The sequence below is a fragment of the Pseudovibrio axinellae genome (assembly GCF_900110875.1).
Lineage (GTDB): Bacteria > Pseudomonadota > Alphaproteobacteria > Rhizobiales > Stappiaceae > Pseudovibrio > Pseudovibrio axinellae.
The window spans coordinates 269478-294129 of record NZ_FOFM01000007.1; the positions used below are offsets into that span (position 1 = coordinate 269478).

25 protein-coding genes are annotated in these 24652 nt (G+C 50.5%); 7 read left to right on the forward strand and 18 right to left on the reverse strand.

Features of this window, described 5'->3' with window-relative positions; genetic code table 11:
* Positions 1 to 19 precede the first annotated feature (19 nt).
* From BMZ51_RS16520 to BMZ51_RS16530, 3 genes are all read right to left on the reverse strand, one after another.
* Positions 20 to 727: a carbonic anhydrase gene (locus tag BMZ51_RS16520; protein ID WP_068003551.1), complete on the reverse strand. Its 708-nt coding sequence runs from the start codon at positions 725 to 727 to the stop codon at positions 20 to 22.
* Between the two features lie 146 nt (positions 728 to 873).
* Positions 874 to 1257, reverse strand: a complete 384-nt coding sequence (locus BMZ51_RS16525; RefSeq protein ID WP_068003549.1) for a RidA family protein — start codon at positions 1255 to 1257, stop codon at positions 874 to 876.
* Between the two features lie 112 nt (positions 1258 to 1369).
* On the reverse strand, positions 1370 to 1561 hold the full coding sequence (locus BMZ51_RS16530; RefSeq protein WP_068003538.1) for a hypothetical protein: 192 nt from the start codon (positions 1559 to 1561) through the stop codon (positions 1370 to 1372).
* Between the two features lie 533 nt (positions 1562 to 2094).
* Here BMZ51_RS16530 and BMZ51_RS16535 point away from each other — a divergent pair.
* On the forward strand, positions 2095 to 3177 hold the full coding sequence (locus BMZ51_RS16535) for a MaoC family dehydratase (RefSeq protein ID WP_068003536.1): 1083 nt from the start codon (positions 2095 to 2097) through the stop codon (positions 3175 to 3177).
* A gap of 74 nt (positions 3178 to 3251) precedes the next feature.
* Here BMZ51_RS16535 and BMZ51_RS16540 read toward each other — a convergent pair whose 3' ends face one another.
* The 3 genes from BMZ51_RS16540 to BMZ51_RS16550 form a co-directional block, all read right to left on the reverse strand.
* Positions 3252 to 4898, reverse strand: coding sequence for a U32 family peptidase (locus BMZ51_RS16540; RefSeq protein ID WP_068003533.1), 1647 nt, complete (start codon positions 4896 to 4898; stop codon positions 3252 to 3254).
* 334 nt (positions 4899 to 5232) lie between these two features.
* Positions 5233 to 6165, reverse strand: coding sequence for a LysR substrate-binding domain-containing protein (locus BMZ51_RS16545; RefSeq protein WP_068003530.1), 933 nt, complete (start codon positions 6163 to 6165; stop codon positions 5233 to 5235).
* Positions 6166 to 6510: 345 nt separating this feature from the next.
* Positions 6511 to 7695 (reverse strand): citrate/2-methylcitrate synthase, encoded by a 1185-nt coding sequence (locus BMZ51_RS16550; RefSeq protein WP_068003527.1) that lies wholly within the window; start codon positions 7693 to 7695, stop codon positions 6511 to 6513.
* A 247-nt stretch (positions 7696 to 7942) separates the two neighbouring features.
* Between BMZ51_RS16550 and BMZ51_RS16555 the strand changes: the two genes are divergently transcribed.
* Positions 7943 to 8536 (forward strand): DUF6985 domain-containing protein, encoded by a 594-nt coding sequence (locus tag BMZ51_RS16555; protein ID WP_068003524.1) that lies wholly within the window; start codon positions 7943 to 7945, stop codon positions 8534 to 8536.
* A gap of 23 nt (positions 8537 to 8559) precedes the next feature.
* On the opposite strand, the gene BMZ51_RS16560 is transcribed toward BMZ51_RS16555, so the two are convergent.
* The 9 genes from BMZ51_RS16560 to modA form a co-directional block, all read right to left on the reverse strand.
* Complete coding sequence (locus BMZ51_RS16560; RefSeq protein WP_068003520.1) at positions 8560 to 9573, reverse strand: DctP family TRAP transporter solute-binding subunit; 1014 nt, start codon at positions 9571 to 9573, stop codon at positions 8560 to 8562.
* A gap of 152 nt (positions 9574 to 9725) precedes the next feature.
* Positions 9726 to 11126, reverse strand: coding sequence for a TRAP transporter large permease (locus BMZ51_RS16565; RefSeq protein WP_068003517.1), 1401 nt, complete (start codon positions 11124 to 11126; stop codon positions 9726 to 9728).
* A 5-nt stretch (positions 11127 to 11131) separates the two neighbouring features.
* Positions 11132 to 11764: a TRAP transporter small permease gene (locus BMZ51_RS16570; RefSeq protein ID WP_068004173.1), complete on the reverse strand. Its 633-nt coding sequence runs from the start codon at positions 11762 to 11764 to the stop codon at positions 11132 to 11134.
* Positions 11765 to 11885: 121 nt separating this feature from the next.
* Entirely contained in the window at positions 11886 to 12887 is a 1002-nt protein-coding gene (locus BMZ51_RS16575; RefSeq protein ID WP_068003513.1) for a DctP family TRAP transporter solute-binding subunit, read from the reverse strand.
* Positions 12888 to 13066: 179 nt separating this feature from the next.
* Complete coding sequence (locus BMZ51_RS16580) at positions 13067 to 14434, reverse strand: sigma-54-dependent transcriptional regulator (RefSeq protein ID WP_068003511.1); 1368 nt, start codon at positions 14432 to 14434, stop codon at positions 13067 to 13069.
* Between the two features lies 1 nt (position 14435).
* Positions 14436 to 16199: a sensor histidine kinase gene (locus BMZ51_RS16585; RefSeq protein ID WP_208979532.1), complete on the reverse strand. Its 1764-nt coding sequence runs from the start codon at positions 16197 to 16199 to the stop codon at positions 14436 to 14438.
* A gap of 145 nt (positions 16200 to 16344) precedes the next feature.
* Positions 16345 to 17412, reverse strand: coding sequence for a molybdenum ABC transporter ATP-binding protein (gene modC, locus BMZ51_RS16590; protein WP_068003506.1), 1068 nt, complete (start codon positions 17410 to 17412; stop codon positions 16345 to 16347).
* Positions 17405 to 18109 carry a molybdate ABC transporter permease subunit gene (gene modB / locus BMZ51_RS16595; protein WP_068003504.1) on the reverse strand — a complete coding sequence of 235 codons (705 nt, stop codon included), beginning with the start codon at positions 18107 to 18109 and terminating at the stop codon, positions 17405 to 17407. The genes modC and modB overlap by 8 nt, the downstream gene beginning before the upstream one ends.
* Positions 18106 to 18891: a molybdate ABC transporter substrate-binding protein gene (modA, locus tag BMZ51_RS16600; protein WP_068003501.1), complete on the reverse strand. Its 786-nt coding sequence runs from the start codon at positions 18889 to 18891 to the stop codon at positions 18106 to 18108. The genes modB and modA overlap by 4 nt, the downstream gene beginning before the upstream one ends.
* Positions 18892 to 19067: 176 nt before the next feature.
* Between modA and BMZ51_RS16605 the strand changes: the two genes are divergently transcribed.
* From BMZ51_RS16605 to BMZ51_RS16615, 3 genes are read left to right on the forward strand one after another with little or no spacing between them, the layout of a single operon-like run.
* Positions 19068 to 19400 (forward strand): ArsR/SmtB family transcription factor, encoded by a 333-nt coding sequence (locus BMZ51_RS16605; protein ID WP_068003498.1) that lies wholly within the window; start codon positions 19068 to 19070, stop codon positions 19398 to 19400.
* Positions 19393 to 19857 (forward strand): SRPBCC family protein, encoded by a 465-nt coding sequence (locus BMZ51_RS16610; RefSeq protein WP_068003487.1) that lies wholly within the window; start codon positions 19393 to 19395, stop codon positions 19855 to 19857. Before BMZ51_RS16605 ends, BMZ51_RS16610 begins: the two co-directional genes overlap by 8 nt.
* Entirely contained in the window at positions 19854 to 20255 is a 402-nt protein-coding gene (locus BMZ51_RS16615; RefSeq protein WP_068003483.1) for a GFA family protein, read from the forward strand. Before BMZ51_RS16610 ends, BMZ51_RS16615 begins: the two co-directional genes overlap by 4 nt.
* A 60-nt stretch (positions 20256 to 20315) precedes the next feature.
* Here BMZ51_RS16615 and BMZ51_RS16620 read toward each other — a convergent pair whose 3' ends face one another.
* Positions 20316 to 21203 (reverse strand): NAD(P)/FAD-dependent oxidoreductase, encoded by an 888-nt coding sequence (locus tag BMZ51_RS16620; RefSeq protein WP_068003480.1) that lies wholly within the window; start codon positions 21201 to 21203, stop codon positions 20316 to 20318.
* A 208-nt stretch (positions 21204 to 21411) separates the two neighbouring features.
* Between BMZ51_RS16620 and BMZ51_RS16625 the strand changes: the two genes are divergently transcribed.
* A complete protein-coding gene (locus tag BMZ51_RS16625; protein ID WP_068003477.1) occupies positions 21412 to 21930 on the forward strand; it encodes a P-loop NTPase family protein in 519 nt (172 codons plus the stop codon).
* 38 nt (positions 21931 to 21968) lie between these two features.
* Here the strand turns inward: BMZ51_RS16625 and BMZ51_RS16630 are convergent, their stop codons facing one another.
* A complete protein-coding gene (locus BMZ51_RS16630) occupies positions 21969 to 22358 on the reverse strand; it encodes a GFA family protein (protein WP_068003475.1) in 390 nt (129 codons plus the stop codon).
* Positions 22359 to 22560: 202 nt separating this feature from the next.
* On the opposite strand from BMZ51_RS16630, the gene BMZ51_RS16635 reads away from it, so the two are divergent.
* Complete coding sequence (locus BMZ51_RS16635; protein ID WP_068003472.1) at positions 22561 to 23040, forward strand: acetyltransferase; 480 nt, start codon at positions 22561 to 22563, stop codon at positions 23038 to 23040.
* On the opposite strand, the gene BMZ51_RS16640 is transcribed toward BMZ51_RS16635, so the two are convergent.
* Positions 23037 to 24644, reverse strand: coding sequence for a GMC family oxidoreductase (locus BMZ51_RS16640; RefSeq protein ID WP_068003469.1), 1608 nt, complete (start codon positions 24642 to 24644; stop codon positions 23037 to 23039). The genes BMZ51_RS16635 and BMZ51_RS16640 overlap by 4 nt on opposite strands.
* Positions 24645 to 24652: the final 8 nt, after the last annotated feature.

Here is a 24652-nt window from a genome sequence, read left to right on the forward strand (position 1 = left end):
AAAGGACACAGCCCGCAGCTTATTCAGAGGCTTCAGGTTCTTCAGGAGCGTGTTCCGCAGCCTCTTGCTCTTTTAGGCGCGCGCCTAAATCCTGCGCATCCTCAAAAATCTCGGTCTCATTGTTCATGATCCGAAGCGAACCAGTGCCAATATCAAACCAAGCTCCATGAATATGTAAACTACCTTGAGTGACAAGCTTCTCAACGAAAGGGAACGTCAGAAGGTTTTTCAAACTCTGTCGGACACCGGCATATTCCAACGCAAGCTGAGGGTCTTCGTTTTTATCAACTGGCGTACAGGCTAGCGTAATTGCAGCTGGTTCCAGCATCTTGATCCAAGGACCAACAAACTGGCCGGTCTTTCCAAGTTTACCGTTACTTTCACGGAAGGCTTGAACACCGCCACACTTACAGTGGCCCATGATCACAATGTGCTTCACTTTCAAACTAGTTACAGCATATTCAAGTGCGGCACTGGTACCGTGTGTACCACCACCCTGAATAAAGGGAGGAACAAGGTTGGCAACATTTCGCACAACAAACAATTCACCCGGCTGGGCGTGAAAAACCCCTTCCGGCGTTACCCGGCTATCGCAGCAGGAGATCACCATAGTCTGAGGTTCTTGGCCGTAAATAGCGAGCTTTTGATATTCCTCTTCGAACTGGCGGTAAATCCGCTCTTTATAAAGGCCGTATCCAGTCAGCAAATCTTTTGGAAAGTTTGTCATGCCCCGCCATCTCATTAGAGTCACTCTTGTTTGCCTATATAGCTAAGGTAAACAATCTTTCAACTGGCCAAAGGCCAGAAGATTTAAAGTAGTTTCAATGACACCACCGCATCAGGCCCAAACTCCCCAAAAACACAAAAGTCAGCTCAGACGGTCCGTGCTGTCACTTCAATTTCAACCTTCATCTCGTCTTTGATAAGGTCACAAATAACCATTGTCGCCGCCGGACGAATATCGCCAAAATACTCTCCAAGAATTGCAAAGACAGTCTCGACATTGTTTCTGTCGGTCACATAGTAGCGTGCTCTTACGACATCCAGAAGGGAGCACCCTGCTTCAGCAAGTGCGCCTTTGATCGTCTCCAGAGCGTTAACGACCTGTGCGCCAACATCCTCTGGCATTTTCATCGTAGAGTAGTCATAGCCCGTCGTGCCTGAAACATGGACAAATTCACCATCGACCACAGCACGAGAATACCCGGCTGTCTTTTCAAATGGTGAGCCTGAAGAAATAAGGGTTCTCTGCGACACAGCAACCTCCCTGGAAAGTACGCCAAAGCACCACCGAAGCTTGGCTAAGACAGAGCTTGTAAACTAGTAAATACAATCAGGTTCGGTTCAAATCAATTGAGAATTAGACCTGTTAGTCACTGCGACTTGAAGAGAAGAAGCAACTCAGCCCAAGTGCAGTCCATAAAGCAATGCCAATCCAGTACATCAAAGCGTCTGTTGAACTGTAGATCACATCATATAAGAGGGTGTATCCCGCATAGAGATCCCAGGCGACCCAAGCCAGTAAAACGATGCCTACGACACGCCAGAAAAAGCTCACCATGCACCACACCCTCCAGAGATACATTGTAACGCTTTGAAGCCTAGGCAAAACCAATGGTTTTCGGGGTGCTCAACATAGCTTTATCGGTCATATAGAAGCAAATGAATCAGCAAATCGACACCAAAAGAACAGATGAAGCACTTGCACAATCCTACAAACTCAACCGAAAAATGTCGGTTAGACTAAAAACACCTCATAACTATATAGCCTAATTCTATATTTATTTTGCCTATTTCAATTAATTCTGAGATATAAAGGGCCACAAACAGACAAAAAGCTTGCTCGTTTCTCTTGAGTAAATTTGTCACTTTTTTCAACTTCGGACACGTGGGGGGACCCACAGGTCCATCAACCTATTGATTTAATTTAATTAAACAAGTCAATTGGGCAACCAAAGGAATACGAGGGCAATTGGAGGGATTTAGCAAAAGCGACAGATGCCATGCAAAGTGTAAACTTTCTAAGGTGTTGCTTGATAAATAACAATACTTCTTATTCAATGCCTGCCGTGTTGTTGTTGGGGGACTACATACATGACGTTAACTGCGGTTAAGACAAAAACGTCTTGCGGTAATTTTTTCGAAGATTTTCACGTGGGCCAGGTCATAAGACATGGCACACCAAAGACTATAAATGAGGGGGATTCGGCACTTTATACTGCACTATATGGGTCGCGGTTTGCAGTACAATCAGGAACTGCTTTTGCGGAGGAAATTGGTTACCCATATTACCCGCTCGATGACTTGCTTGTATTTCATGTAGTCTTCGGGAAAACAGTGGGCGATATTTCGCTAAATGCCGTGGCAAATCTGGGCTATTCCGACTGCCGTTTTCTGATGCCTATCTATGCCGGGGATACAGTTTCTGCGACATCTGAGGTCATCGGGGTTAAAGAAAACTCGAACGGCAAGACCGGTGTTGTTTACGTACGCTCGACAGGCTACCGCCATAAAGAGCCAGGGAGCCCGGAGAAGGTTCTGGAGTACACACGCTGGGTGATGGTGAAAAAGCGCGATGAAACAGCGCCAGCACCAGAAACAACCCTGCCGGAGCTACCAGAAGGCATCTCAGAGGCCAGCTTAGGACAAGCTGTGCCAGAGCTTTCGATCGAGAATTGGGACTTTGACTTATCTGGCTCTCCATTCCGCTTCCACGACTACGAAGTGGGCGAAAAGATCGACCATGTGGATGGTATGACGGTTGAGGAGGCTGAACACCAGCTCGCCACACGCCTGTACCAGAACACGGCTAAAGTCCATTTTAACCACCACAGCGAGAAAAACAGCCGCTTCGGCAAGCGGTTGATCTATGGTGGCCATGTTATCTCACTAGCCCGCGCCCTGTCCTTCAACGGACTTGGCAACGCATTCCACATCACTGGCATAAACGCAGGACGACACGTCGCCCCGCTCTTCGCTGGCGACACGGTCTATGCGTGGTCAGAGGTCTTGGACAAGAAGCAGATTGAAGGCCGAAGCGACGTCGCAGCCATGCGCATGCGCCTCGTCGCCACAAAAGATCTCACCTGCACAGATTTCCCTTTCAAAAACGAAGACGGGAAATACAAAGAAGGTGTCATCCTTGACTTGGACTACTGGGTCATCATCCCGGTTTAAGTGGTCAGCTCATAACGAAAAAAGCCCGGCGCGCACTTTGCACCGGGCTTTTATTCAAACGCATATGAACGAAGCTAGCTAACTTCGTGCTTAAGCGCGTTCTTGGCAAACATTTCGCCTTGTTTCTTGGACTTCAGGATTTCACGCGCTTTTTCAAACTTCGGGTCTTCCCAGAAGATCATGCAGCCGTTACAGCCACGGCCACAACAGCCGTCTAAGCCAAGGCGTGGAGACTTCGCTCTACGGTCCTGACTGCCTTCTGCAATCGCATCGATCAGCTTGTCGCGCTGGCTCTCATACTTATTTTCCTGTGCAGGAGTAGCTTCACCGCGCGCTTCAATACGCTCACCAAGGCGGTCCAGCTTCAACCGGTTCCACTGCTCTGGCGTCAATGGACGCTCTTTGCGCACAATCGTATTGATTGGGAAACGGTCCTTAAAGCCAGCAACCTCCTCCTTGTCGAAGAGAGAAAACGGAATACGAATAACAGGCTGCTTGCCTGCATGCACTTCCTGGGTAATCTCGCCTGACTTGGCATTCTCAAACTCATAGATACGCAGCAGAACACTTTCGCCAGACATCGGCTGGAGAAACTCCAAAACCTCACCAGCAACGATCTTGTTCTTCACCTTCATATAGAAAGCGTCATCTGTGACGTTTTCCAAAAGACCGGCAAATTCCCACTCGCCAATGGAGTGCGTGTCCTCGTAATTGTGAGCGTAGTTGTTCAAACGCCCATCATGGAACGCGGTCGTATACCCACGGTTCGCAACACTGTACATTTCGTCCATGTACTTTTGCGGGTTCCAGTTATCAGGATCACGATAGTAATCGTCAATCGCCATGCGGTATGCACGCGCCACAACAGCCACATAGTACATGGATTTGCCACGTCCCTCGACCTTCAGTGTATCAACGCCAATGCGCATAAGCTCGTCCAGCTTTGGCATCAGGCAAAGGTCTTTGGAGTTAAGAATGTACGACCCGCGGCCATCCTCCAGAATTGGCATCAGCTCACCAGGGCGACAGCCTTCTTCCAGCAAGAACTCAAACATACCAACGTTGTCTTCGTTCAGCTCCAGCTCATTGATGGTGCCGTCCTTCATGCGCATACGAACTTTGTAGTTCCAACGACAAGAGTTTGCACAATTACCCTGGTTCGCGCCACGCTCCGCCATAAAGTTGGAAAGCAGGCAGCGACCGGAATAGGTCATGCACATTGCACCATGAACAAATGCCTCCAAACGAATGTCCGGGCACTTTTCACGAATTTCAGCAAGCTCTGGGAAGGAAACTTCACGAGCCAGCACGACGAGCGCAGCACCCTGATCTTTCCAAAAGTCTACAGACAACCAGGAACATACATTGGCCTGCGTCGAGATATGCAGCGGCACCTCAGGCAGCTTCTTCTTCATGTACTGGAAAACACCCGGATCCGCGATGAGCAAACCGTCTGGTTTTATGTCACGAATGGTTTCGGCATATTCGTCGAGCTTCGGTATATCCTTGTTATGCGAAAACAGGTTCAGGGTCAGGTAAACCCGTTTCCCGTGTTTATGCGCAAACTCAATTCCCTCAACCACTTGCTCAAGCGTAAACTCCGCTTTCGTGCGCAGCGACATGTCTGGGGTTCCAAGGTAAATTGCATCTGCACCATACAAAACAGCAATCTTCAGCTTCTGCAGGTTGCCCGCAGGCATAAGGAGTTCCGAGCGTCTCATTGTAGCGACCAAATTCTCTGGTGTGTTCAGCTCTAAAGTCGAGCTGCTGGTTGGCGCATCAACCCATTTCCTTTGCGAGGATAGATGGGGCGCGCGTTTATTTTTAGCTTCTAAGGGATTTCATCAAGGATGAACAGAAGAATTTCGTCTCACCCAAACACCACAATGCCAGTGTTCCAAAATGGGGCAAACACAGGCATTTCAAGCATAGATTAGTGATATGAGGAGTAACCCTTACGAGCACAATTGGGCGGGCACATCAGCACCCACCCAAGTGATTAGGAATAGCAATTTATTCAGGCCGTTCGATGACAATAATCAACCAACGAGCAATTTATTCAACCAGAGCAGCGACCGGTTGATACGCTTCATCATCGACAAAGTCATAGTGTAGCTGGCTCTCAAACCACTCTCGGAAGGCCCTAATTTTGGGTTCAGCCCGGCGCTTTTCTCGCCACATCAATCGATGCTCACGCCCATCCAGCTGATACTCTGGGAAAATCGGAACAAGCTTCCCTGCAGTTTCAGCCTCGGCACTTAGCAAGTTGGATTCAAGAATAATCCCAAATCCTTTCTCCGCCGCATCAAGAGAAAGCGCAGCATTCTCAAACACCATGGTCTCTTTTATGATTGGGTTTGACACACCAGCTTCAGACAGCCAGGTTTCCCAAGAGACCGAAGCTCCCTCGCTGCGAATAATAGGAAGCTTGAGCAGCTCCTGAGGTTTTTTAGGGTAGCCAAGCGAATCCAACAATTCAGGCGAAATCAACGGGCGAAACTTCTCACGCCCCAAAGAAATCTCTTCAAACGCATCTGGAGTATGAGTCTGGCGGGTAAACACAAGATCATAAAGTCCCCCGTCAATGCTCACATCATCTCCGCTGCTGGAAACAGTGACCGTAATCTCTGAATTTTGCGAGGCAAAGGAGCGCAACCGACGCAGGAACCAGTTACTGGCAAAACTAGAGGAACAGTAAACGCTTAAAGTATCCCGATTTCCGACCGCTTCGATTGTGCGCGTTGCAGTCGAGATACGATCAAAAGCCTCAGAAATTTCGGAAGCATATCGATAGGCTGCCGCCGTTGGGAACACTGCTCGGGAACGGCGCTCAAACAGCTCCAATCCCAGGTGATCTTCCAAGGCTTTAAGACGGTGACTAACCGCGCTAGCGGTAATCGCTAGCTTTTGGGCTGCTGAAACCAAACTCCCAGTTTCCATAACAGCACGAAACGCGACCAAAGCATTCAAAGGGGGCAAACGATTCATGAAATGCCTTATACTTGATAGAGTGAGAGATACAACGAATACTAAGACTAATTACATAGACGTACCATATGGCGCTCCTAATTTGAACACCATCAGGAGAGTTTAGTCATCTCAAAGATATGTAAAACATCACAATTACGCAATAGATAACATCGATATCAACTGACTCGATTATTGATAATCTAACGTTTACTTAATCATTACCAATAAAAATTATCGATACAAATATATCTACATCATACAAACGTAAATTCGAAAATTTTACGCTAGGACAGGATAGAATAAATAAATTATACACGCTCAGGTTAAAGATCAAAAAAACTAACTATTCAGCTGAGCCGTGAATTAGGCAGGTCGAATACCAACATATGCAGCACGTGGCCGTATTTGTTCTTGCATTTGGTATTGTTCTAATGCTTGAGCAATCCAACCGCTAATTCTTGAAATACAAAACAAAATTCCCGCAGAGTGTGTTGGAAGTCCCAAAACTTGCACCAAAAGTGCTAGTGGAAAATCCACATTCATGTGTTTCCCGAAGAGCTCCCGCGACCTCTCCAGCAAAGGTGGAATCAATTCAATGAGAGGATGATCAAGATCACTTTGTATGAGCATCTTTAACATAAACTCACCGCGAGGGTCGGGACCTCCATAAACAGAATGCCCAAGACCAGGCAGGTATTCGCCATTCATACATCTTTCTTGTAGCACGTTCTCGATATCGTCAATTACATGAATATGCTTCAGCCAACTAAGGACTCGCCCCGCATTTGTTCCATGCCTGGGGCCCATGAATGCACCTAGCCCCGAAATCAAAACGGCATGCAGTGGCGCACGCGTCGAAGCTGCACATCGCACCGCATAAGCACTTGTATTGAGTTCATGATCAGCACACAAAACAAGCGTCGCTCGGATCAAATCGATGGCCTTTTCATTCTTCACGCCCCATGCCCGAGCAATTTGACGATGCATTGGCTCAGAACTCGGAGGCTGCAACAGCAGCGCGCTTGCAGCAAGGCGTAACAGGCCTGCCCCTTTCACTTTGAGAAGCTCCTGCGACAGAGTGTAGGCCGCATTATCCTGCTCCGGCCAGGAACACAGAGCCACAATTGCTCGCTCAACAGGCCTCTGGTCAGCACTCAAAACACTGACGGCTTTAGGAGTAGGCTGTGAGAATGGGTCACTCTCGCACTCCCATAAGAGCGTCGAAACACTTTCAAGCGTCCCAGCCTTTGCGAGTTCCAGTGCAGATTGACCGCGGTAGTAATGTCCTTCATCTGTCAGAAGTGTGAGCTTGGTTTCAAGCACGCCTTTTGCAGCAGCATTGCGCGATTGCCCTTCATGCGCTTCCGTACCTTCTCCAACACGACGACTTCTCAAAAAACGAATGTCTGAAGCGTCATACAGCCTTGTGCGCCCCGGCCCCTGAACCGAACGCACGAGCCCGCGGCTCACATAGGCGTAGAGCGTGGCTGGGCGTACCCCCAACTCATTGGCAGCTTCTTTGGCAGAAAGATAAATAACTTCAGACATCGCGCACCCATCACATGATCAACATTGATCATACGAATACATTACGCGAAGATGCAAGCAGCCATGAAAAACTGCCAAAGCCCCAGCATTCCCATAGTACCCCATAAAAACAATTGCTAGATGATAGCAGTTTCTCTACCCTACCACTCAAAGATGCACTTTTCATATGTAGTATTTATTGTTTCACTGCAGTCACATGCCCTCCGCCTTTAACTAGAACACCACTGTTATTTTAAAGATCAGATACATGACTAAAATCCTGAAACTAGAAAACTCCAATTTCTATTCAAAACTCATATCAACCATATCAGAGGATTTTGACCGCCAAGCGCAAATTGAGAAGTTTATTTGCAAGTCCTGGGAGATCCACTACGATTTATTCAACCCAGAGAACTTTGAGGATCCTGAGGATCACGAGTTGTCCAAAAATAACCCGGACTACTTTGAGGAGCTTGAAATTCCCCACACCAATGCTGCAATTTTGGATGTTTTTGGCCATAACCGCCAAAAAGATTACGATGTCACAACCTTGCAAGATCTAATCAAACACACTGCATTAATCGAAGAACGAATTCTGGACTTCTTTATTCATTACACCTTTGGCGATGGTGGAGCATATGCGGAAGGAAAGCACTATAGATATGCACAGACAACAATCGAAGACCACTATAAAACAAGCTTTACTCAGAAAGAATTCGTACGTCGCTTGCTGCGTCTTCAAACCATAATCTTACCAAGTGCGATAGATGGTTTAAAACTCGAATTTATGTGCGCGTGGGATATGGAGCACGGTGTAGTCTTGGAATTTAAAGATGGTTCCATGGTTGAAAGCGAGATCTAAGGCATATCTTATGCTGGGTGGCATCAGTTGCTCTTGGTCACATTAGCTGCTTCTGCGGCGTCAATCAGATCCTTGCCGATCTCATCTTCAAAATCTCCCCATACAGGCCGCATCACATCCACCCATTGTTGGCGCTGTTTTGGCGTAAGCTCACGGACGGTGTAACCCGCATCAACAATCCGTTGCCGGTTCACTTCGCTCGTCTTTGCCGCTTGCCCGTTGGCCTTTACCAGCGTTTCCCGGAAGATAGTCAGAAACAGCTCCCGCACATCAGGTTCCAGGCTTTCCAGCCACTCCTGAGGGGTAAAAACGACATAAGCCAGCAGCTGATGGTTGGTCTCGGTAGTCCCGTCCTGCACCTCAAAGAACCGCGACGTGAAGATGTTGGACCAACTGTTTTCCTGTCCATCAACAACCCCTAACTGCAAGGCCCCATAGACCTCTTTGAACGCCAGCTTCTGCGCACTTGCCCCCATCGCCTCAATCATCGCAACGGCCACATCCGAATTCTGAACCCGAAACTTCAGCCCGGCTCCGTCAGAGGGCACAAGCAATGGTTTATCGGCAGAAAAGTGCTTTAATCCATCAAAGAGGTACCCAAGCCCAACGACCCCGAAATCAGACATGACGCCAAGGAGTTCCTGCCCTTTTTCGCTGGCAGTAAAGCGCTGCACCGCATCCATATCCTCAAACAGGAAGGGAAGATCAAAAAGCCGATACTTGTTTGTGTAGACTTCCAGTTTTGAAAGAGAGGGCGCAGCCAGCTGCACATCACCCAGTATCAGGGCTTCCATCACCTTTTCATCATCATAAAGCTGGGAAAAGGGAAACACCTGCATACACGCCTTACCATTCAACTCGGTATTCACCCGCTCCGCCAACATGCGCGCGAAATCTCCTTTAGGGTGTCCGCTCGGCGGCACAACATGGCTAAACTTGATGACAACTTCACCAGGCTTACAGTCAATCTGGGCAAATGCAGGTGCACCGAAAACAATGCCCAGAGCGAGAATTACGGCAGTAAATGCTCTACTCATCAGCTCCTCGCGGCAACATTAATGTACCCACCTATTATCGCAGTTTACCCCCAAAATCCGCCTAAGCTATTGCGGCGCATTTGCCTCGAATAAGCCCCAACAAAAAAGCCGGAGCACATGCCCCGGCCTTTCATAATTGATGTCGATTGACGCTACCTGACGATAACTTCAGGCCCCATCATATAGGTTGGCAACGCCGTGGAGAGCCATGGCAGGTACGTAACCATTATGAGGAACACCAGAAGAACCATCACAAAAGGTGCAGCAGCACGCACCACCTGCACCAGACTCATGCCTGTTATGCCCGACGTCACAAACAAGTTGAGCCCGATCGGCGGAGTGATCATGCCAATCTCCATGTTCACCACCATGATGATACCCAGGTGAATTGGATCAACACCCAGCTCCACAGCAATCGGGAACACCACAGGCGCCACAATCAAAAGCAAACCAGATGGTTCCATGAACTGACCACCAATCAGCAGGATAATATTGACGGCAATCAGGAAGGTGAACCAGTTGAAACCCGCACCTAACATCCAATCGGTAATGACCTGCGGGATACGCTCAGCAGTGAGTGTGTGAGCAAAGAGCAGCGCATTCACGATGATGAACATCAACATAATCGTGGTCTTACTACTCTCAACCAGCACTTTGCGCGTGTCCCGGTGGAAGAAGGCAGGGAAGAAGTAAAGAACAATCAAGCCGAGGTTACGAACTACCGCTTCAAGCAGATTCTCTTTCGGTTTCCGCCACTTCTTGTCCTTCAGCGGGCCCATGTCACGATAGATGAACAGAGCAATCAAGCACGCATAAACAGCAGCAACAGCAGCAGCTTCTGTTGGCGTAAACACACCTGCATAGATACCGCCAAGGATGATCACAATCAGGAACATACCAAACGCAGCTTCAGCAAACGTGGACCACAGCACCCGAATGCTTGGGAAAGGTTGTGAAGGCAGGTTTTTCTTGCGTGCAATGATGTAGATCGTCACCATCAGCATCAGACCAGCCACAATGCCCGGAATAACACCCGCCAGGAACATACGCCCAACAGAAACGTTAGTTGCAGCTGCATAAACAACCATCACGATGGAAGGCGGGATCAGAATTCCCAGCGTACCAGCATTGGCGATGATGCCTGCAGCAAATTCCTTGGAGTAACCAGCCTGACGCATCGCAGCAATCGCGATGGTACCAATCGCAACCACAGTCGCTGGAGACGAACCGGAAAGCGCAGCAAAGATCATACAGGCCAGCACGCCAGCCATAGCCAGACCACCACGCACCCAGCCAACAGTTGCCACAGCAAAGTTTACGATACGGCGGGCAACGCCACCAGTGGACATGAAGCTGGAAGCCAGAATAAAGAACGGGATAGCAAGCAGTGTAAAGTTCTGTGATGCATTGAACATCTGAATAGTTACAGAGCTCATGGAGTCATGAGAAAACAATGCGATGTAGAGAACGGAAGACAAGCCAAGCGCAATCGCGATTGGTGCCCCGATAAGAAGCAGCCCAAAGAGCAGCAAAAAGAGAACAGCGGTTTCCATTGGGCTTAGTCCTTCAGCACGTCTTTATTTTCTTCAACGAGCTCTTCAGCTTCGTGCGCGGCAATCATCGTGTCGCGCTGCCCCGTCAAAATGAGCCAACACATTTGCAATGATCGGAATGCAAGAAGGCCAAGGCCAATCGGCAAAATGACATAACCCCACCACCGTGGAACACGCTCTTTCACACCAAACATCTCCTGATACCACTCAGGAAACTTCAGATCTTCCATGCCGATAGGAAGCTTGTAGTACCGCGACACGTAATCGAACGCACCGCCGGAAGAACCGCGGTTATCAAGCCCGAGCACCCAGCCAAACCAATCTGCATCAAACAGCAGCGCCGCATACAGCAGCGTCACAAGGGCGCCAATCAGCCCAAAGGTGCGGAAGACCGGTTTCGGAAACAGGCGGATGAATGCATCAACGCCAAGGTGTGAGCCAATTTTCAACCCATAGCTCATGCCAAAAAGAATGAGCCATGCAAACAGTACGCGGGTGAACTGTAGCGCGCCACCCCAACCCGAATTAAAGCCGTACCGCATGACGACCTGCCAGAAGGTAACCAGCGTCATCACCGCAAGGATGGTAGCGATAAAGCCTTCTTCGAAAGCATCTATTATTTTATTTAGTCGAGACAAAGCGCCCTCCCCCAACAGCACTCTCATTTCTCAGTGTGTTGCGGCACGGAGAAAGAAACCATTGTGGTATTTCAGAGTCCGCCCGGCCATAGGCCGGACGAACTTAACAACAAGACTAGGATTAGTTGTTTGCTGCGACGGCAGCGTCGATCACATCCTGACCGATGTCATCAGCAAATTTTGCCCATACAGGCTTCATCACAACAACCCACTGTTCGCGCTGTTCTGGGGTAAGAGTGCGAACCTCTACACCAGATTCGATGATTTTTTGCTTGTTAGCTTCGTTGATTGCAGAGCTGCGCGCATTCGCTTCATTCGTCACTTCAGTAAAAATAGTGACAAACTGATCGCGAACCTCTGGGTCAAGGCTGTCCAGCCATTCTTGAGAGGTTACAGCAAGGTAAGACAGCAGCTGATGGCTGGTTTCTGTAATACCGTCCTGCACTTCAAAGAACTTCTTGGTGTAGATGTTAGACCAGGTGTTTTCCTGTCCATCAACAACACCGGTCTGGAGAGCGCCGTATACTTCTTTAAACGCAAGTTTCTGCGCATTTGCTTCCATTGCTTCAATCATCGCAACAGCAACATCGGAAGTTTGAACGCGGAATTTCAGGCCAGCAGCATCAGCAGGCGTCAGCAACGGCTTGTTGGCGGAGAAGTGCTTGATACCGTTGTAAACGTAGCCCAGACCAACAAAGCCGATGTCAGACATCGCGCCCAGCAGTTCCTGCCCCGTTGGACCCTGAGTAAAGTTGTTGACTGCGTTCATGTCAGAGAACAGGAACGGAAGGTCAAACACACGGTACTTAAGTGTATACGCTTCAAACTTGGAAAGAGAAGGCGCTGCAATCTGAACGTCGCCGAGAAGCAGTGCTTCCATCACCTTGTCATCGTCGAACAACTGAGAGCTTGGGAAAACCTGCATACAAGCTTTACCATTCATCTCAGTGTTCACACGCTCAGCAAGAGCAGTTGCGAAATCACCCTTAGGGTGGCCGGTTGCGGACACTACGTGACTGAATTTAATTACAACTTCACCCGGATCACACGCTTCAGCAGCGACGGTCTGAGTAGCGGTGAACATGCCAGCTGCAACTGTCGCAGCAGTAATAATCTTTTTCATAGTATCCTCCCAATTGGATCGGAGCGGTGCTCCTCACGATACTACTAGCAAGCGGCATGCCAGTTTTAACACCTACAATAAATACAGATACTTACGGATATTTACCTAATTATTCGATTCATATTTGTTACGAACGCGTAACATTTAGGAGCCAAGATTGTGTCGAATTCGACACAAATTTATTCAAACCCATCGTCTTTACTCAATCCGTACTTCTTCATCTTCTCATAAAGCGCTTTACGGGACACAGATAGCGCCTCGTAAGTGGGCTTGATCTTGCCGCCATTTTTCTCAAGCTCAGCAGAAATTATTTCACGCTCATAAGCGCTTACCCGTTCAGCAAGAGCTCCAGCCTTCGCCGCCGCACCTGCACTGCCATTAGGCATTTGCTTAGGGTGGCCTTCCAGCCCAAGCACAAACCTGTCTGCCACGTTGCGCAACTCGCGTACATTGCCCGGCCAATCGCGCTGCATTAACTCAGAAAGAAATTCGCGGGAAATATCGGGCACCTCTTTACGGTAGCGTGCCCTTGCTCCTCGCGTGAGATAATGAAACAGGACCGGAATATCTTCCACCCGCTCTTTAAGTGGAGGAATAGCCAAGGTAATCACATTCAAGCGGTAGAACAGATCCTTCCGGAAGCGCCCTTCATTGGAGGCCGCCTCCAGATCTTCCTTGGTTGCAGCAACAAATCGCAAATCAAGTGGGATCGACTTATTTGAGCCAAGGCGTTCAATGGCGCGAGTCTCAAAAACCCGCAGCAACTTAACCTGCAAGTCCATAGGCATCGATTCAATCTCGTCGAGAAAAACGGTCCCGCCGTGAGCATGTTCCAACTTTCCGATCCGCTGCCCACTTGCACCGGTAAAAGCCCCCTTCTCATGCCCAAAAAGTTCGCTTTCGATAATATCGGCAGGCAACGCTCCACAATTCAGCGCCACAAATGGCCCGTCTTTACGCACCCCCTCCTCATGCAAAGCCCGTGCAACCACTTCTTTGCCTGAGCCCGTCTCGCCCAAAATGAGGACATCTGCATCCGTGCCAGAAAGCGCCATAATCGTATTCCGCAACGCTTCCATCGAAGGAGATTTGCCAACGATACGCTCTTCCATGCCAGAAAGGTTGCCCAGCTCCTCGCGCAATACACGGTTTTCCAGCGTCAGGCGGCGCTTTTCCAGCGCCCGCTCCATAACCGCAACCAAACCGCTGACAGGAAACGGCTTCTCCTTGAAATCATAGGCCCCGGCCCGCATTGCCTCCACAGCCAGTGGCACATCCCCGTGGCCCGTAATCAGTACCACAGGCAACGCACTATCAATCTCGAAAGCAGCCTTCATCAAATCAAAGCCGCCCATTTTAGGCATACGAATATCGCTGACAAGGACACCGTAGAACTCATGCGAGATATGTTCCAATGCTTCCTCAGCCCGAGAAAACGCCACAACCTTATAGTCGGCCAGCTCCAGTCCCTCGACCAATGCTTCGCGGATATCATCATCATCATCAACGAGAAGGATCGTTGCTTTATCGATTGCCCAAACATCCATACTAACTATCTTCTTTCTCAAGATCGCCGGCAACAGCAAAGGCGTCGTTCAGTACAATAACAAAACAAGCACCACCAAGCGCGGACCGCTCATACCGCAGCTGCCCATCCAGGTCCTCTATTATTTTATAAGCAATAGAAAGCCCCAGTCCCAATCCCTCTCCCACATCCTTTGTGGTGAAGAACGGGTCAAAAATATGCGCAGCAACATCCTCCGGTATACCCGGTCCATTATCCTCAAAACGAATGGTCACTTGCTGCTTTGTACGCATAACAGAAATCTGAATACGAGGATCATCTTGTTCGCCCATCGCATCCAGCGCGTTGCTCATCAGGTTCATCAGCACCTGTGCAAGACGAACCTGCCCAGCGAGGACCTCAATAGATTTGTCGTCCTGTACCACCGTTGCACAGACACCTATCTGCTTACAACGTGGCCCCGTCATCATCAGCACTTCGTCAACAACAGCAGATACCTTCACCGGAACAAGGTCACTCCCGGCTTTGCGGGTAAAACCTTTCAGCACGTGGCTGATTGCAGCCATTCGCTCAACCATCGCAACAATCTTGCCAAGGCTCTTGAGGGCGCGCTCCGTTTTCCCGGTCTCAATCAAAACCTGAGCATTCTCTGAGTGGGTGCGGATCGCACCAAGGGGCTGATTAAATTCATGGGAGATCGCAGCAGACATCTCGCCCAGTGTTGCAAGCTTGGCAGATTGAACCAAACCGGCCTGAGCTTGCTGCAATTCTTTTTCCGCCGCCTCGCGCTCTTTAACTTCCTGTGCAAGCAAGGCATTCATGTTGGAAAGTTCACAAGTCCGCGCATGGACACGCTCTTCTAAACGCGCTGCATAAACCTTGTCCTGCCGAATACGCTCCAACAATCGGCGGCGGCGCTCTCCGGCAATCCAAAACATTCCACTTCCAACAACACAAAGCAGCAAGGCCACCAATGCAGCCCAAACGGATTGCTGCCGAACTTGCGCGGTATCTGCAAACAACACCACCTCCCAATTCAAAACGGGAAGGTCCTGCTCAATCATCTGGAAATTCGATTTATTTAAAGGCGGGCCCAACCGCACAAGCTGAAAGTCCATATCAGACCAGCGCCGTTCAATAACGCCATTCCCCTTGCTACTTGTTCGCCCGCGCCGCATCGTTTGAGAGGCAACCAACCGCTCACCTCGCCAGCTGGGTTGATTGGTAGCCACCACAATCCCGTTCTGATCCACGGCGACCAGCCTGTCCTTTGAAAGCGCCCAGGACTGCTCAACACCTTCCAGGCTCACACGAACAGCGATGAAACCATAGTCCTGATCACCCTGGCGAACAGGTGCTATAAAGACATAGCTGGCAGGGCCACCACTACGCGACAGCACCAATTGCCGTCCAAGTCGCCCTTGTTGAGCAGCGCGCAAGGCATCTGCATAAGAGGACATACCTTGCTCGGCCATACTGGCATCACCAATCAGGTTGGATGCAACTATGCGACCATCCGATTTTTGGAACCAGACCTCCTGCGCACCCGACATTCCCGCAATCACTTTGGCAACATTTTGCCCACGTTGATGCCCGTCATTGGCGAGGATTTGCACGATATCAGAACGCCGTGCCAAAAGCGGAGGAAGCAACCTGTATTTGTCGAGGTACTTTTCTAGCCCCGCAGCCTGCACAGACAAGGTAGCCTGACTACGCGTGTGCAAATCTGCCATATAGAACTGGCTGCTCAACTGCATCGCGACCCATGCAACGATGAGTGAGAACACAGCAAATGTCACCAGCGCAAAACTGGAGATTCTCCGCCATCTCTCAGATCTGCTCTTCCTGTTCACGCCAATTGTCCGATACAGATGTTGGGTAGGATGCTGCCGAAAGCATCGCAAAGCTCGCTCTGGTGTAACCTGTGCACGATCACTGGTCTAGCGCAACGCTCTTGACCAGTGCAAAGACCTCTTGTCCAGCAGCCAGCTGCAACTCATGCACTGAGTGGCGTGTCAAACGTGCCCGCAAGTGCTGTTCGCCAACACGGCAGTCAACTTCAGCGTAGGGGCCAGCGGTCTCCGTAATGCCTTCAATACAAACACAAAGCACATTTCTTACAGAGGCTTGTTCGGGAACTTTGCGGGCAAGAGCCACATCCTTGGCTTTGATACGGATACGCGCATCCTGTCCAACCGTGCCAAGCTGCCCCGGCAAAAACAGCTTCTGCCCCTCTAAGGAAAACTCTGTCATCTGCCAATGCGTATCGTATTGACTAAACTTGGCAAAAAGCAAGGAACCTGCATCCGGCCCGTTCACCAATTGTGGCAGCTCCAGATTGCTCAGCATCTGCGCGATCGGCCCGTAAGCAACAACGCTTCCCTGATCTAACAGCACCAGAGTATCGGCAAGCTGTTCAATTTCACCAAGGCTATGGCTCACATAAAGCATCGGAATGCCAAATTCATTCTTCAGCTTGAGAAGGTACGGCAGGATCTCCGCTTTACGGGAGGCATCAAGCGAGGCCAGCGGCTCATCTAAGACAAGGACCTTCGGATTTGAAAGCAACGCCCGGCCAATAGCAACGCGTTGCTTCTCTCCGCCAGACAGCCCAAAGGGGCGCCTTTTCAGCAAATGCGAGATCCCCAACAACTCAGCAATCTCACCCAGACCAACACCAGAGTTACGCCCTGCTGCCCATTGGCTGTAAAGCAGGTTCCGCTCCACATTCATGTGCGGAAAGAGCCGTGAATCTTGAAACACCATCCCAACACCGCGCTGCTGGATAGGAACGTTAATGGAACGATCCCGATCAAAAACCACTTGCTCCGCTAGCACAATGCGGCCTGCATCGGGCGCGGCTAGCCCAGCAATCATGCGGATCAGTGAGGACTTGCCAGCACCTGACCTGCCGAATATCGCAGTAATCCCGCTATTCACGGCAAATTTAGCCGAAAGCGAAAAATCTCCCACCCGACTGGAAATGTCCAAATCAATCATGCTGACCTCCCAACCGACGGGAAAGTCGCCTGGAAACCAGTTCAGACAGCACCAATGCAGAAATGGAGACTACAATTGCAATGACAGTCAGACGAATTGCCCCGGCATCACCAGAAAGGCTCTGCATCTCCGTATAAAGCGCCAGGGAAAGTGTACGCGTCTCGCCAGGAATATTGGAGACAAACGTAATCGTTGCGCCAAACTCCCCCATCGCCTTAGCAAACCCAAGCACAGCACCGCTCAATATACCCGGCAGAGCCAAAGGCAATGTTATGAGCAGGAAGGTCTTCAAACGTGAGGTACCAAGAGAATACGCGGCCTCTTCCAGTTGTCCATCAGACAGCTCGAACGAAAGCTTCACCGGGCGGATGATAAGCGGAAACGCCATAATGCCCGCAGCCAAGGCCGCCCCGGTCCAGCGAAACGCAAACACGATCCCAAATACATCTGCAAAGAAACTGCCCAGCGCACCTTGCCGCCCAAACAAGATCAGCAGCACATAGCCAGTCACCACCGGCGGCAGAACAATTGGCAAATGCACAAGGGCGTTGACGAGTGTATGACCGGGAAACTTCCACCGAGCAAGAACGTAACCAAGCAAAACCGCAGGCGGCAGCGCAATCGCAATTGCTAGGCTAGCCACCTGTAGCGACAGCGTAATCGCAGCCCACTCAGCATCCGTCAGAAAAAAACTCAATCGCCACTCACTTTGAAACCGTGCGCCTGAAAGATCGCTTGCCCCTCAGCACTTTTCAAAAAACCCATAAACTGTTCGCTACTCTTGGAATGAGTAGAGGTCAAGGCTCCAGGAATAACAATAGTGCGGTGGCTCCCCTGTGGAATTTCCGCCACAACACGAACGCCATGCTCTGACTTTGCATCAGATGAATAAACCAGAGCCAGCGGGACTTCTCCACGTGCTGCTGCTGCCAGTGCAATGCGAACGTTCTCCATCGGAGCAAGCTGGTGCGCGATCCCCCGCCACAATCCCAGATGCGTCAACGCCTCTTTGCCATAACGCCCCACAGGCACAGTTTCAGGTTCACCAATTGCAAGACGTCCACCAGCCAAAGCAATCTGCAAAGCCTCATTGTTCAGCTCAAACGGCGCAGCACCCAGCGTGTTAGACCCAACCAACACAAGCCCGTTGGAAGCTAACGGCACAACACTGTCATTGACGACCGCCCCATTCTCGGCAGCCAGAGCCATCCAGGCATCATCGGCAGTCACCAAGACATCAGCAGGTGCGCCAGCGATAACATGACGCGAAACAACCTGGGACCCACCAAAGGAAAATTCAGTCTTCGTATTGTGGGAGGCATCAAACTTGGCACCAGCATCTTCCAGCACGTCTTTCAAACTAGAAGCAGCAAACACCAGGATATGCTCTTGGTCTTGCGCAAATGAGGGAGCGCTCCCGCCAACAACAAGCGCAAGGCTTACAACCACTGCAGAAAGAAAACGCCAGAAACCAGCCACGACCAAGAAACTCCACTTCGCAAGACCGGACAGAACTATACGTATTCAGCTCAACAGGTCCACTGACACATATCAAGTGCACCGCAGGTTTCGTCAAGCCGTTTGTAAATTCCGCACTTGACGTGACGGCCAATAATAATTTAGTAATAACTAAACAGTATAGAATGCACTAAACAATGACAAACCTAAACACAACACTTGCCGCCCTAGCAAATCCGGCCCGGCGCCAAATGCTGGACCAGTTGCTTCAGGGCAGCAAAACCGTGAAGGAACTGAGCCTCAATCACGACATGACAGCGGGCGCGATCTCTCAGCACCTGAAAGTCCTTGAAGAGGCACAGCTCATAACACGCATCGTCAAAGGACGAGAACATCACTGCGAACTAGCCCCCGATGGTCTTGAGCCAGTTCTGGGTTGGACAGAAAAGCACAAAACTTTCTGGCAGCAAAAGTTATCCTCTTTTGATGCATTCATCCATGAGCAAACCGGCGAGAAGGACAATGGATAAAGCAGCTGACACAAACTACAGCGTTAACGAAAGCATGTGGTTTGCAACCGACCTTGAAACTGCTTTCTCTGGATGGACGCAGCCGGACGCCATCACAAGCTGGTTTGGCCCACCCGGTTACAAAGCCGAAGTTCTGGAACTGGACCTCACACCAAATGGACGCTGGCGGTTTCGCATGGTCCCACAAGCAGGTGCCCCCTCTCACCACACAGGCCAATATGTCGAGATATCCCGGCCAGACAAACTGGTCTTTACGTGGGAGAGCGAGGAAGACAAGCACCTGACTAACGGACGCGACACACTGGTAACGGTGACATTTACTGAAGAGACTGGTGGTGTCCGCATTACCATTTTGCACGAGTGTCTGCCATCTGTGGAGGCTGCCAATGCTCTGACCTACGGCTGGGGCCGCGGTATCACCTGTTTTGATGACTGGTTAAGGAGACGGGAAGAATGACAAAGCAACTCACTGGTGGATGCGCCTGCGGTGCGCTCCGTTATAAAGCTGACGGCGAAATCGAGTTTTCCTTTAACTGCCACTGCCGCAAGTGCCAGCGCTCCACCGGAGCAGGCCACTCCTCAGCATTCGCAGTAGACACCGCTGAGGTTGAGTTTCACGGAGAGGTCCGCGAATACAAATGCCAAAGTGATAACGGTGCCTCAACCTACTCCGGCTTTTGCCATACCTGCGGCTCTCCTCTGACCAGTCGTACAGAACGCTTCCCCAACCGCATCTACATCCACGCCGCCACTCTGGATGACCCAAGCCTCTTCACCCCCAGTTTCACCATTTTTGAAGAAGCTGCCCAACCCTGGGACCCACCAATGAAGAACCTGCAAACCGCACCCAGGTGATTAAGAAAAAGGCGTCGACGTAACAACGAGAAGCCTATAAACAGGCTCAGTTTGCTCACTCTACATTTCGGGGTTCACCAGTGAGCGGTGCACCTGCATTCCTGCCCATGCACCGTCACCAACGGCAAACGAAATCGAATGCGGCACACGGGCAACGTCACCACAGGCGAAAACGCCGGGAACAGTCGTCTGCTTGAATTCATCCGTCACAAGCTGTTGCCCCATGGAATGCTCCTCATGCTCGCAGCCTATAGCCGCTGCTAGCGCATTGGATGGAAACGTATTTGAAACAACAAAGATGGCGGAGAACTCCAGCCTGCGGCCATCCGTAAGCACAATATCGGCAGTCCCCTCAATACGCTCGACCCCAACCTCTTCAAGGGCCACACCATGTCGAAGCAGGTGCGCACGCTGTCCATCATTCAGACAGACCACGTTATTGGTGAAAAAGGTAGTAGTGCCCCACTCCGGCATAATCTCGGCCTGATGCAATGAGACCGGATTAAACGCAATAACGCCGATCGGCCCGTTATTCAGCTCATAGCCATGGCAATAAGGACAGTACAAAACCGATTGCCCCCAGCGCTCTGCCAGACCGGGAATATCAGGAATTTCATCACGAACACCAGTGGCAAGTAGAATCCGGTGAGATGTAAAGTCTGCTCCCTTATCGGTACAAACGCGGAACATACCAATCTCGCCTAAGACGTCCTGAACTGCCCCCGCATACCAAGTGAGCCCCGGATAGGCATCAAGCTGGTCTCTGGCCTGCTGCCATAACGCATTAGGATTCACGCCATCCTGCCCCAAAAAACCATGAAGGTGCTCTGCAAAGCGGTTCCGCCGCTCACCTGCATCGATCACCAGCACAGATCTGCGAGCGCGCAGCAATTGCAAAGCAGCCGCCATCCCAGCGTAGCTTCCCCCAATCACAATAACATCATGCATCCTCTGGCTTCCCTGTTTCTGGCGCTCAAATACTCGGTTCGCACATAACGCACGAATACGCTCCAGCAATGATGCCTCACCTCCTGCAAAGGCATCATTAAACGCAGCAAAAGGGATTACCCTGTGAAGAGAGCATGTTCTCTTTGCGGTTGCCCGACCTTGGGATAAAAGTAAAGCTGTGATCAAGAAATTGGCGGCGAATACTTAGATGCAAAAGCTGATTGTTACTGGTGCCAACGGAGTAGGTAAGAGTTTTGTAGCAACACAATTAAGTTCTGCACGACCCGAAATTCCATTGTTTTCATTCGATGCATTAAAACTGACCAGTGATTGGAAGCAGCGTCCAAAACCAGAAATCGACAAAAAACTCTCTCAAGTCACCGCGTCCGATGCTTGGATAATTGAAGGTGGTCCAAGCCTCCTTGCACAAGCACTTCCAAAAGCGGACGTTGTTATCTGGCTTAATCCTCCAGAGTTACTAAGAACTTGGCGCCTGATGATCCGCCCGTGGCGAAATCTTGGCAAAACCCGCCCAGAGCTGCCCGAAGGAAACCGCGACTGGCCTTTTCAGCAATATCGTTTTGCGATACGTAGCCTTAAAAACGGCTCAAATTTCAGAGCGCGCATCTCTGCTTGTTTGGAGCAATCAAACACGCAACAAATTTGGCATTGCCGAAACGACAAAGATATTGAAGCTGCGCTCAAAAAATGGAGCGCTGCGGGTTAACTATAAGGCCAACATACACACTAGTGTGTGGCAAGCTGCTATTCAGTGCGGCCTGTACCATCGCGGTCGTGTTTATAACATGTCGTGTGAGGAAACGGTGGCAGCCATTTTTCACGACGAACAGTCCAGAGTTCGTAGGTCGGCATGAGTTGATCAGGGCTGTCTAAAGCTCCCAGCAGTACTTCTGTCTCATCTGAGCTGCGCGCAAAAACTGAGGAACCACAGCAAGGGCAAAAATGTCGCCCTTTATAATCGTGTGTTTCCCCCTCAATCACAACGGCATCCTCAGGAAATACTGCGGAGGCATAAAAGAGAGCGCCATGATGCTTTCGGCAGTCAAGACAGTGACAAACACCAACCCGATAAGGCCGACCCGTCGCTACGATTCGAACCTGACCGCACACGCACCCACCGGTGAACTTCTCCATAGTCTGCCTCCTTTAGATACCACCTGTTTGTTGGCTTCAACCCGAGCCCTTCACAAACGACAACCCCCATTTTCCCTTCGTAGCCCCTAACCACCCACACCCTTCTTCAGATCCTCGCAGATCATGTCACAGGCCTTCTCCGCGATCATGACTATAAGGAGTTGGTATTGTAAAAAATTATGGTGACCCGTAAGACGTACTTATGTTTCAAACACGGACCTCAACTGAGCAAGACACCTCACGTATTTTAGAGATATGGCGAGAGGCTGTCGACGCGACACATCACTTTCTATCCCCTGAAGACAGAGAAGCGATTGAGCGGGAAGTTTCTACTTTCTTTCCAAAAGTATGTTTCATTCTCGCGGTTGATGAAACCGACGAACCTCTCGGCTTTATGTTCCTCCATGAAGGGCATCTGGAGGCTTTGTTTGTCGACCCTACTCATCATGGCAAAGGCATCGGCAACACGCTGATCAAAACCGCTCTTGTCGATCACCCCGACTTAACAACAGATGTTAATGAACAAAACCTTCAGGCTGTTGGCTTTTATGAACGAATGGGCTTTGTAAGAACTGGCCGCTCAGCGACCGACGGTCAGGGACGACCATACCCTCTCATCCATCTGCAATTCCAGCATGAAAGAACACTCAACGCTTATTGCTCAGGCAAGCAGGTTCCCTAACCACCCACACCCTTCTTCCGGTCTTCGCGGATCATATCCGAAGCCTTCTCCGCAATCATGATAGTTGGGGAGTTGGTATTGCCGGAGGTGATGCGGGGCATGATGGAGGCATCAACCACACGAAGTCCTTCAATGCCCTTCACCTTCAGCCGTTCATCAACAACAGCCCCCATCGAACACGTCCCGACAGGGTGGAATATCGTTGTACCGATATCACCTGCAGCAGTGGCAAGTTCTTCGTCGGTGCTGATTTGCGGACCCGGCAGGTACTCTTCTGGAGAAAATGCCTGCATCGCCTTGGTTTGCATAATTTTACGCGTGAGCCGCAAACTATCAGCGGCCACCTGACGGTCCGTTTCCTGCGATAGATAGTTCGGCTGGATCTTCGGGTGAGCTGTCGCATTGCCTGAGCCAATATGAACACTCCCGCGAGAGTCTGGCCGCAAGTTACAAACACTGGCAGTAATGGCAGGGAACTCATGCAGCGGATCGCCAAATTTATCCAGCGACAACGGTTGGATGTGATACTCGATATTCGGCGCCTCATAGGAATTATCAGAGCGAGCAAAAACCCCAAGCTGACTTGGTGCCATGGACATTGGGCCGGAGCGATTCAACGCATATTCTGCTGCAATTTTCGCCTTACCAATGAGCGAATTCGCCTGCTGGTTCAGCGTTACTGTATTTTGCACCTTATAAATGCTGCGGATCTGCAGATGATCTTGAAGGTTTTCGCCTACATCCGGTTGGTCCAGCACCATCTCAATACCAAGTGGCATCAAGCGCCCGGCAGAGCCAATGCCAGAGAGCTCAAGGATTTGCGGTGACCCGATCGACCCCGCGCTCAAAATTATCTCACCTGTGCACGCGGCAGAAACCATCTCCCCCTTCATCATCATGCAAACACCCGTCGCACGGCGTCCACCAAACTCCAAAGCAGTCACCTGCGCTCCGGTCAGAACCTTTAAGTTGCTGCGCCCCGCAACAGGCTTAAGAAACCCTTTGGAGACACTCCATCGCACGCCTTTGCGCTGGTTCACTTGAAAGTAAGAGGAGCCGAAATTGTCGCCGCCATTAAAGTCATCAACCTTCGGAATGCCCACTTCTTCGCAAGCATCACGGAAACGGTCGAGGATCGGCCACGACAAGCGCTGTTCTTCAACGCGCCATTCACCGCCCTCACCATGCACCTTGGAAGAACCGGCATAGTGATCCTCTGACTTCAGGAAGTACGGCAGCACATCATCCCAGCCCCAACCAGTCAGGCCCAGCTGTCGCCAGTTGTCATAATCCTGCGCCTGCCCGCGCAAATACAGCATTCCGTTGATGGAGGAGCACCCGCCCAGCAATTTGCCGCGCGGGTAGTTCAGCTTGCGCCCGTTCAGGCCCGGCTCTGCCTCAGTCTGGAACCCCCAATCCATGCGGGGGTTGCCCATGCAATACAGGTAACCAACCGGAATGTGGACCCATGGGTGTTTATCGTTTCCGCCCGCTTCCAGCAGCAGCACTTTCACATCGGGGTCTTGAGAAAGTCGATTAGCAACAACACAGCCAGCAGAGCCAGCTCCAACCACGATGTAATCCCAGCTTCCCAATGCGCGCATTTTGGCCC

Bases quoted from the DNA above. Each gene is read 5' to 3' on its own strand.
- BMZ51_RS16520 (WP_068003551.1), bottom strand. From the start codon at position 727: ATGACAAACTTTCCAAAAGATTTGCTGACTGGATACGGCCTTTATAAA.
- BMZ51_RS16530 (WP_068003538.1), bottom strand. From the start codon at position 1,561: ATGGTGAGCTTTTTCTGGCGTGTCGTAGGCATCGTTTTACTGGCTTGG.
- BMZ51_RS16535 (WP_068003536.1), top strand. From the start codon at position 2,095: ATGACGTTAACTGCGGTTAAGACAAAAACGTCTTGCGGTAATTTTTTC.
- BMZ51_RS16540 (WP_068003533.1), bottom strand. From the start codon at position 4,898: ATGAGACGCTCGGAACTCCTTATGCCTGCGGGCAACCTGCAGAAGCTG.
- BMZ51_RS16545 (WP_068003530.1), bottom strand. From the start codon at position 6,165: ATGAATCGTTTGCCCCCTTTGAATGCTTTGGTCGCGTTTCGTGCTGTT.
- BMZ51_RS16550 (WP_068003527.1), bottom strand. From the start codon at position 7,695: ATGTCTGAAGTTATTTATCTTTCTGCCAAAGAAGCTGCCAATGAGTTG.
- BMZ51_RS16555 (WP_068003524.1), top strand. From the start codon at position 7,943: ATGACTAAAATCCTGAAACTAGAAAACTCCAATTTCTATTCAAAACTC.
- BMZ51_RS16560 (WP_068003520.1), bottom strand. From the start codon at position 9,573: ATGAGTAGAGCATTTACTGCCGTAATTCTCGCTCTGGGCATTGTTTTC.
- BMZ51_RS16565 (WP_068003517.1), bottom strand. From the start codon at position 11,126: ATGGAAACCGCTGTTCTCTTTTTGCTGCTCTTTGGGCTGCTTCTTATC.
- BMZ51_RS16575 (WP_068003513.1), bottom strand. From the start codon at position 12,887: ATGAAAAAGATTATTACTGCTGCGACAGTTGCAGCTGGCATGTTCACC.
- BMZ51_RS16580 (WP_068003511.1), bottom strand. From the start codon at position 14,434: ATGGATGTTTGGGCAATCGATAAAGCAACGATCCTTCTCGTTGATGAT.
- modC (WP_068003506.1), bottom strand. From the start codon at position 17,412: ATGATTGATTTGGACATTTCCAGTCGGGTGGGAGATTTTTCGCTTTCG.
- BMZ51_RS16605 (WP_068003498.1), top strand. From the start codon at position 19,068: ATGACAAACCTAAACACAACACTTGCCGCCCTAGCAAATCCGGCCCGG.
- BMZ51_RS16610 (WP_068003487.1), top strand. From the start codon at position 19,393: ATGGATAAAGCAGCTGACACAAACTACAGCGTTAACGAAAGCATGTGG.
- BMZ51_RS16615 (WP_068003483.1), top strand. From the start codon at position 19,854: ATGACAAAGCAACTCACTGGTGGATGCGCCTGCGGTGCGCTCCGTTAT.
- BMZ51_RS16620 (WP_068003480.1), bottom strand. From the start codon at position 21,203: ATGCATGATGTTATTGTGATTGGGGGAAGCTACGCTGGGATGGCGGCT.
- BMZ51_RS16625 (WP_068003477.1), top strand. From the start codon at position 21,412: ATGCAAAAGCTGATTGTTACTGGTGCCAACGGAGTAGGTAAGAGTTTT.
- BMZ51_RS16630 (WP_068003475.1), bottom strand. From the start codon at position 22,358: ATGGAGAAGTTCACCGGTGGGTGCGTGTGCGGTCAGGTTCGAATCGTA.
- BMZ51_RS16635 (WP_068003472.1), top strand. From the start codon at position 22,561: ATGTTTCAAACACGGACCTCAACTGAGCAAGACACCTCACGTATTTTA.
- BMZ51_RS16640 (WP_068003469.1), bottom strand. From the start codon at position 24,644: ATGCGCGCATTGGGAAGCTGGGATTACATCGTGGTTGGAGCTGGCTCT.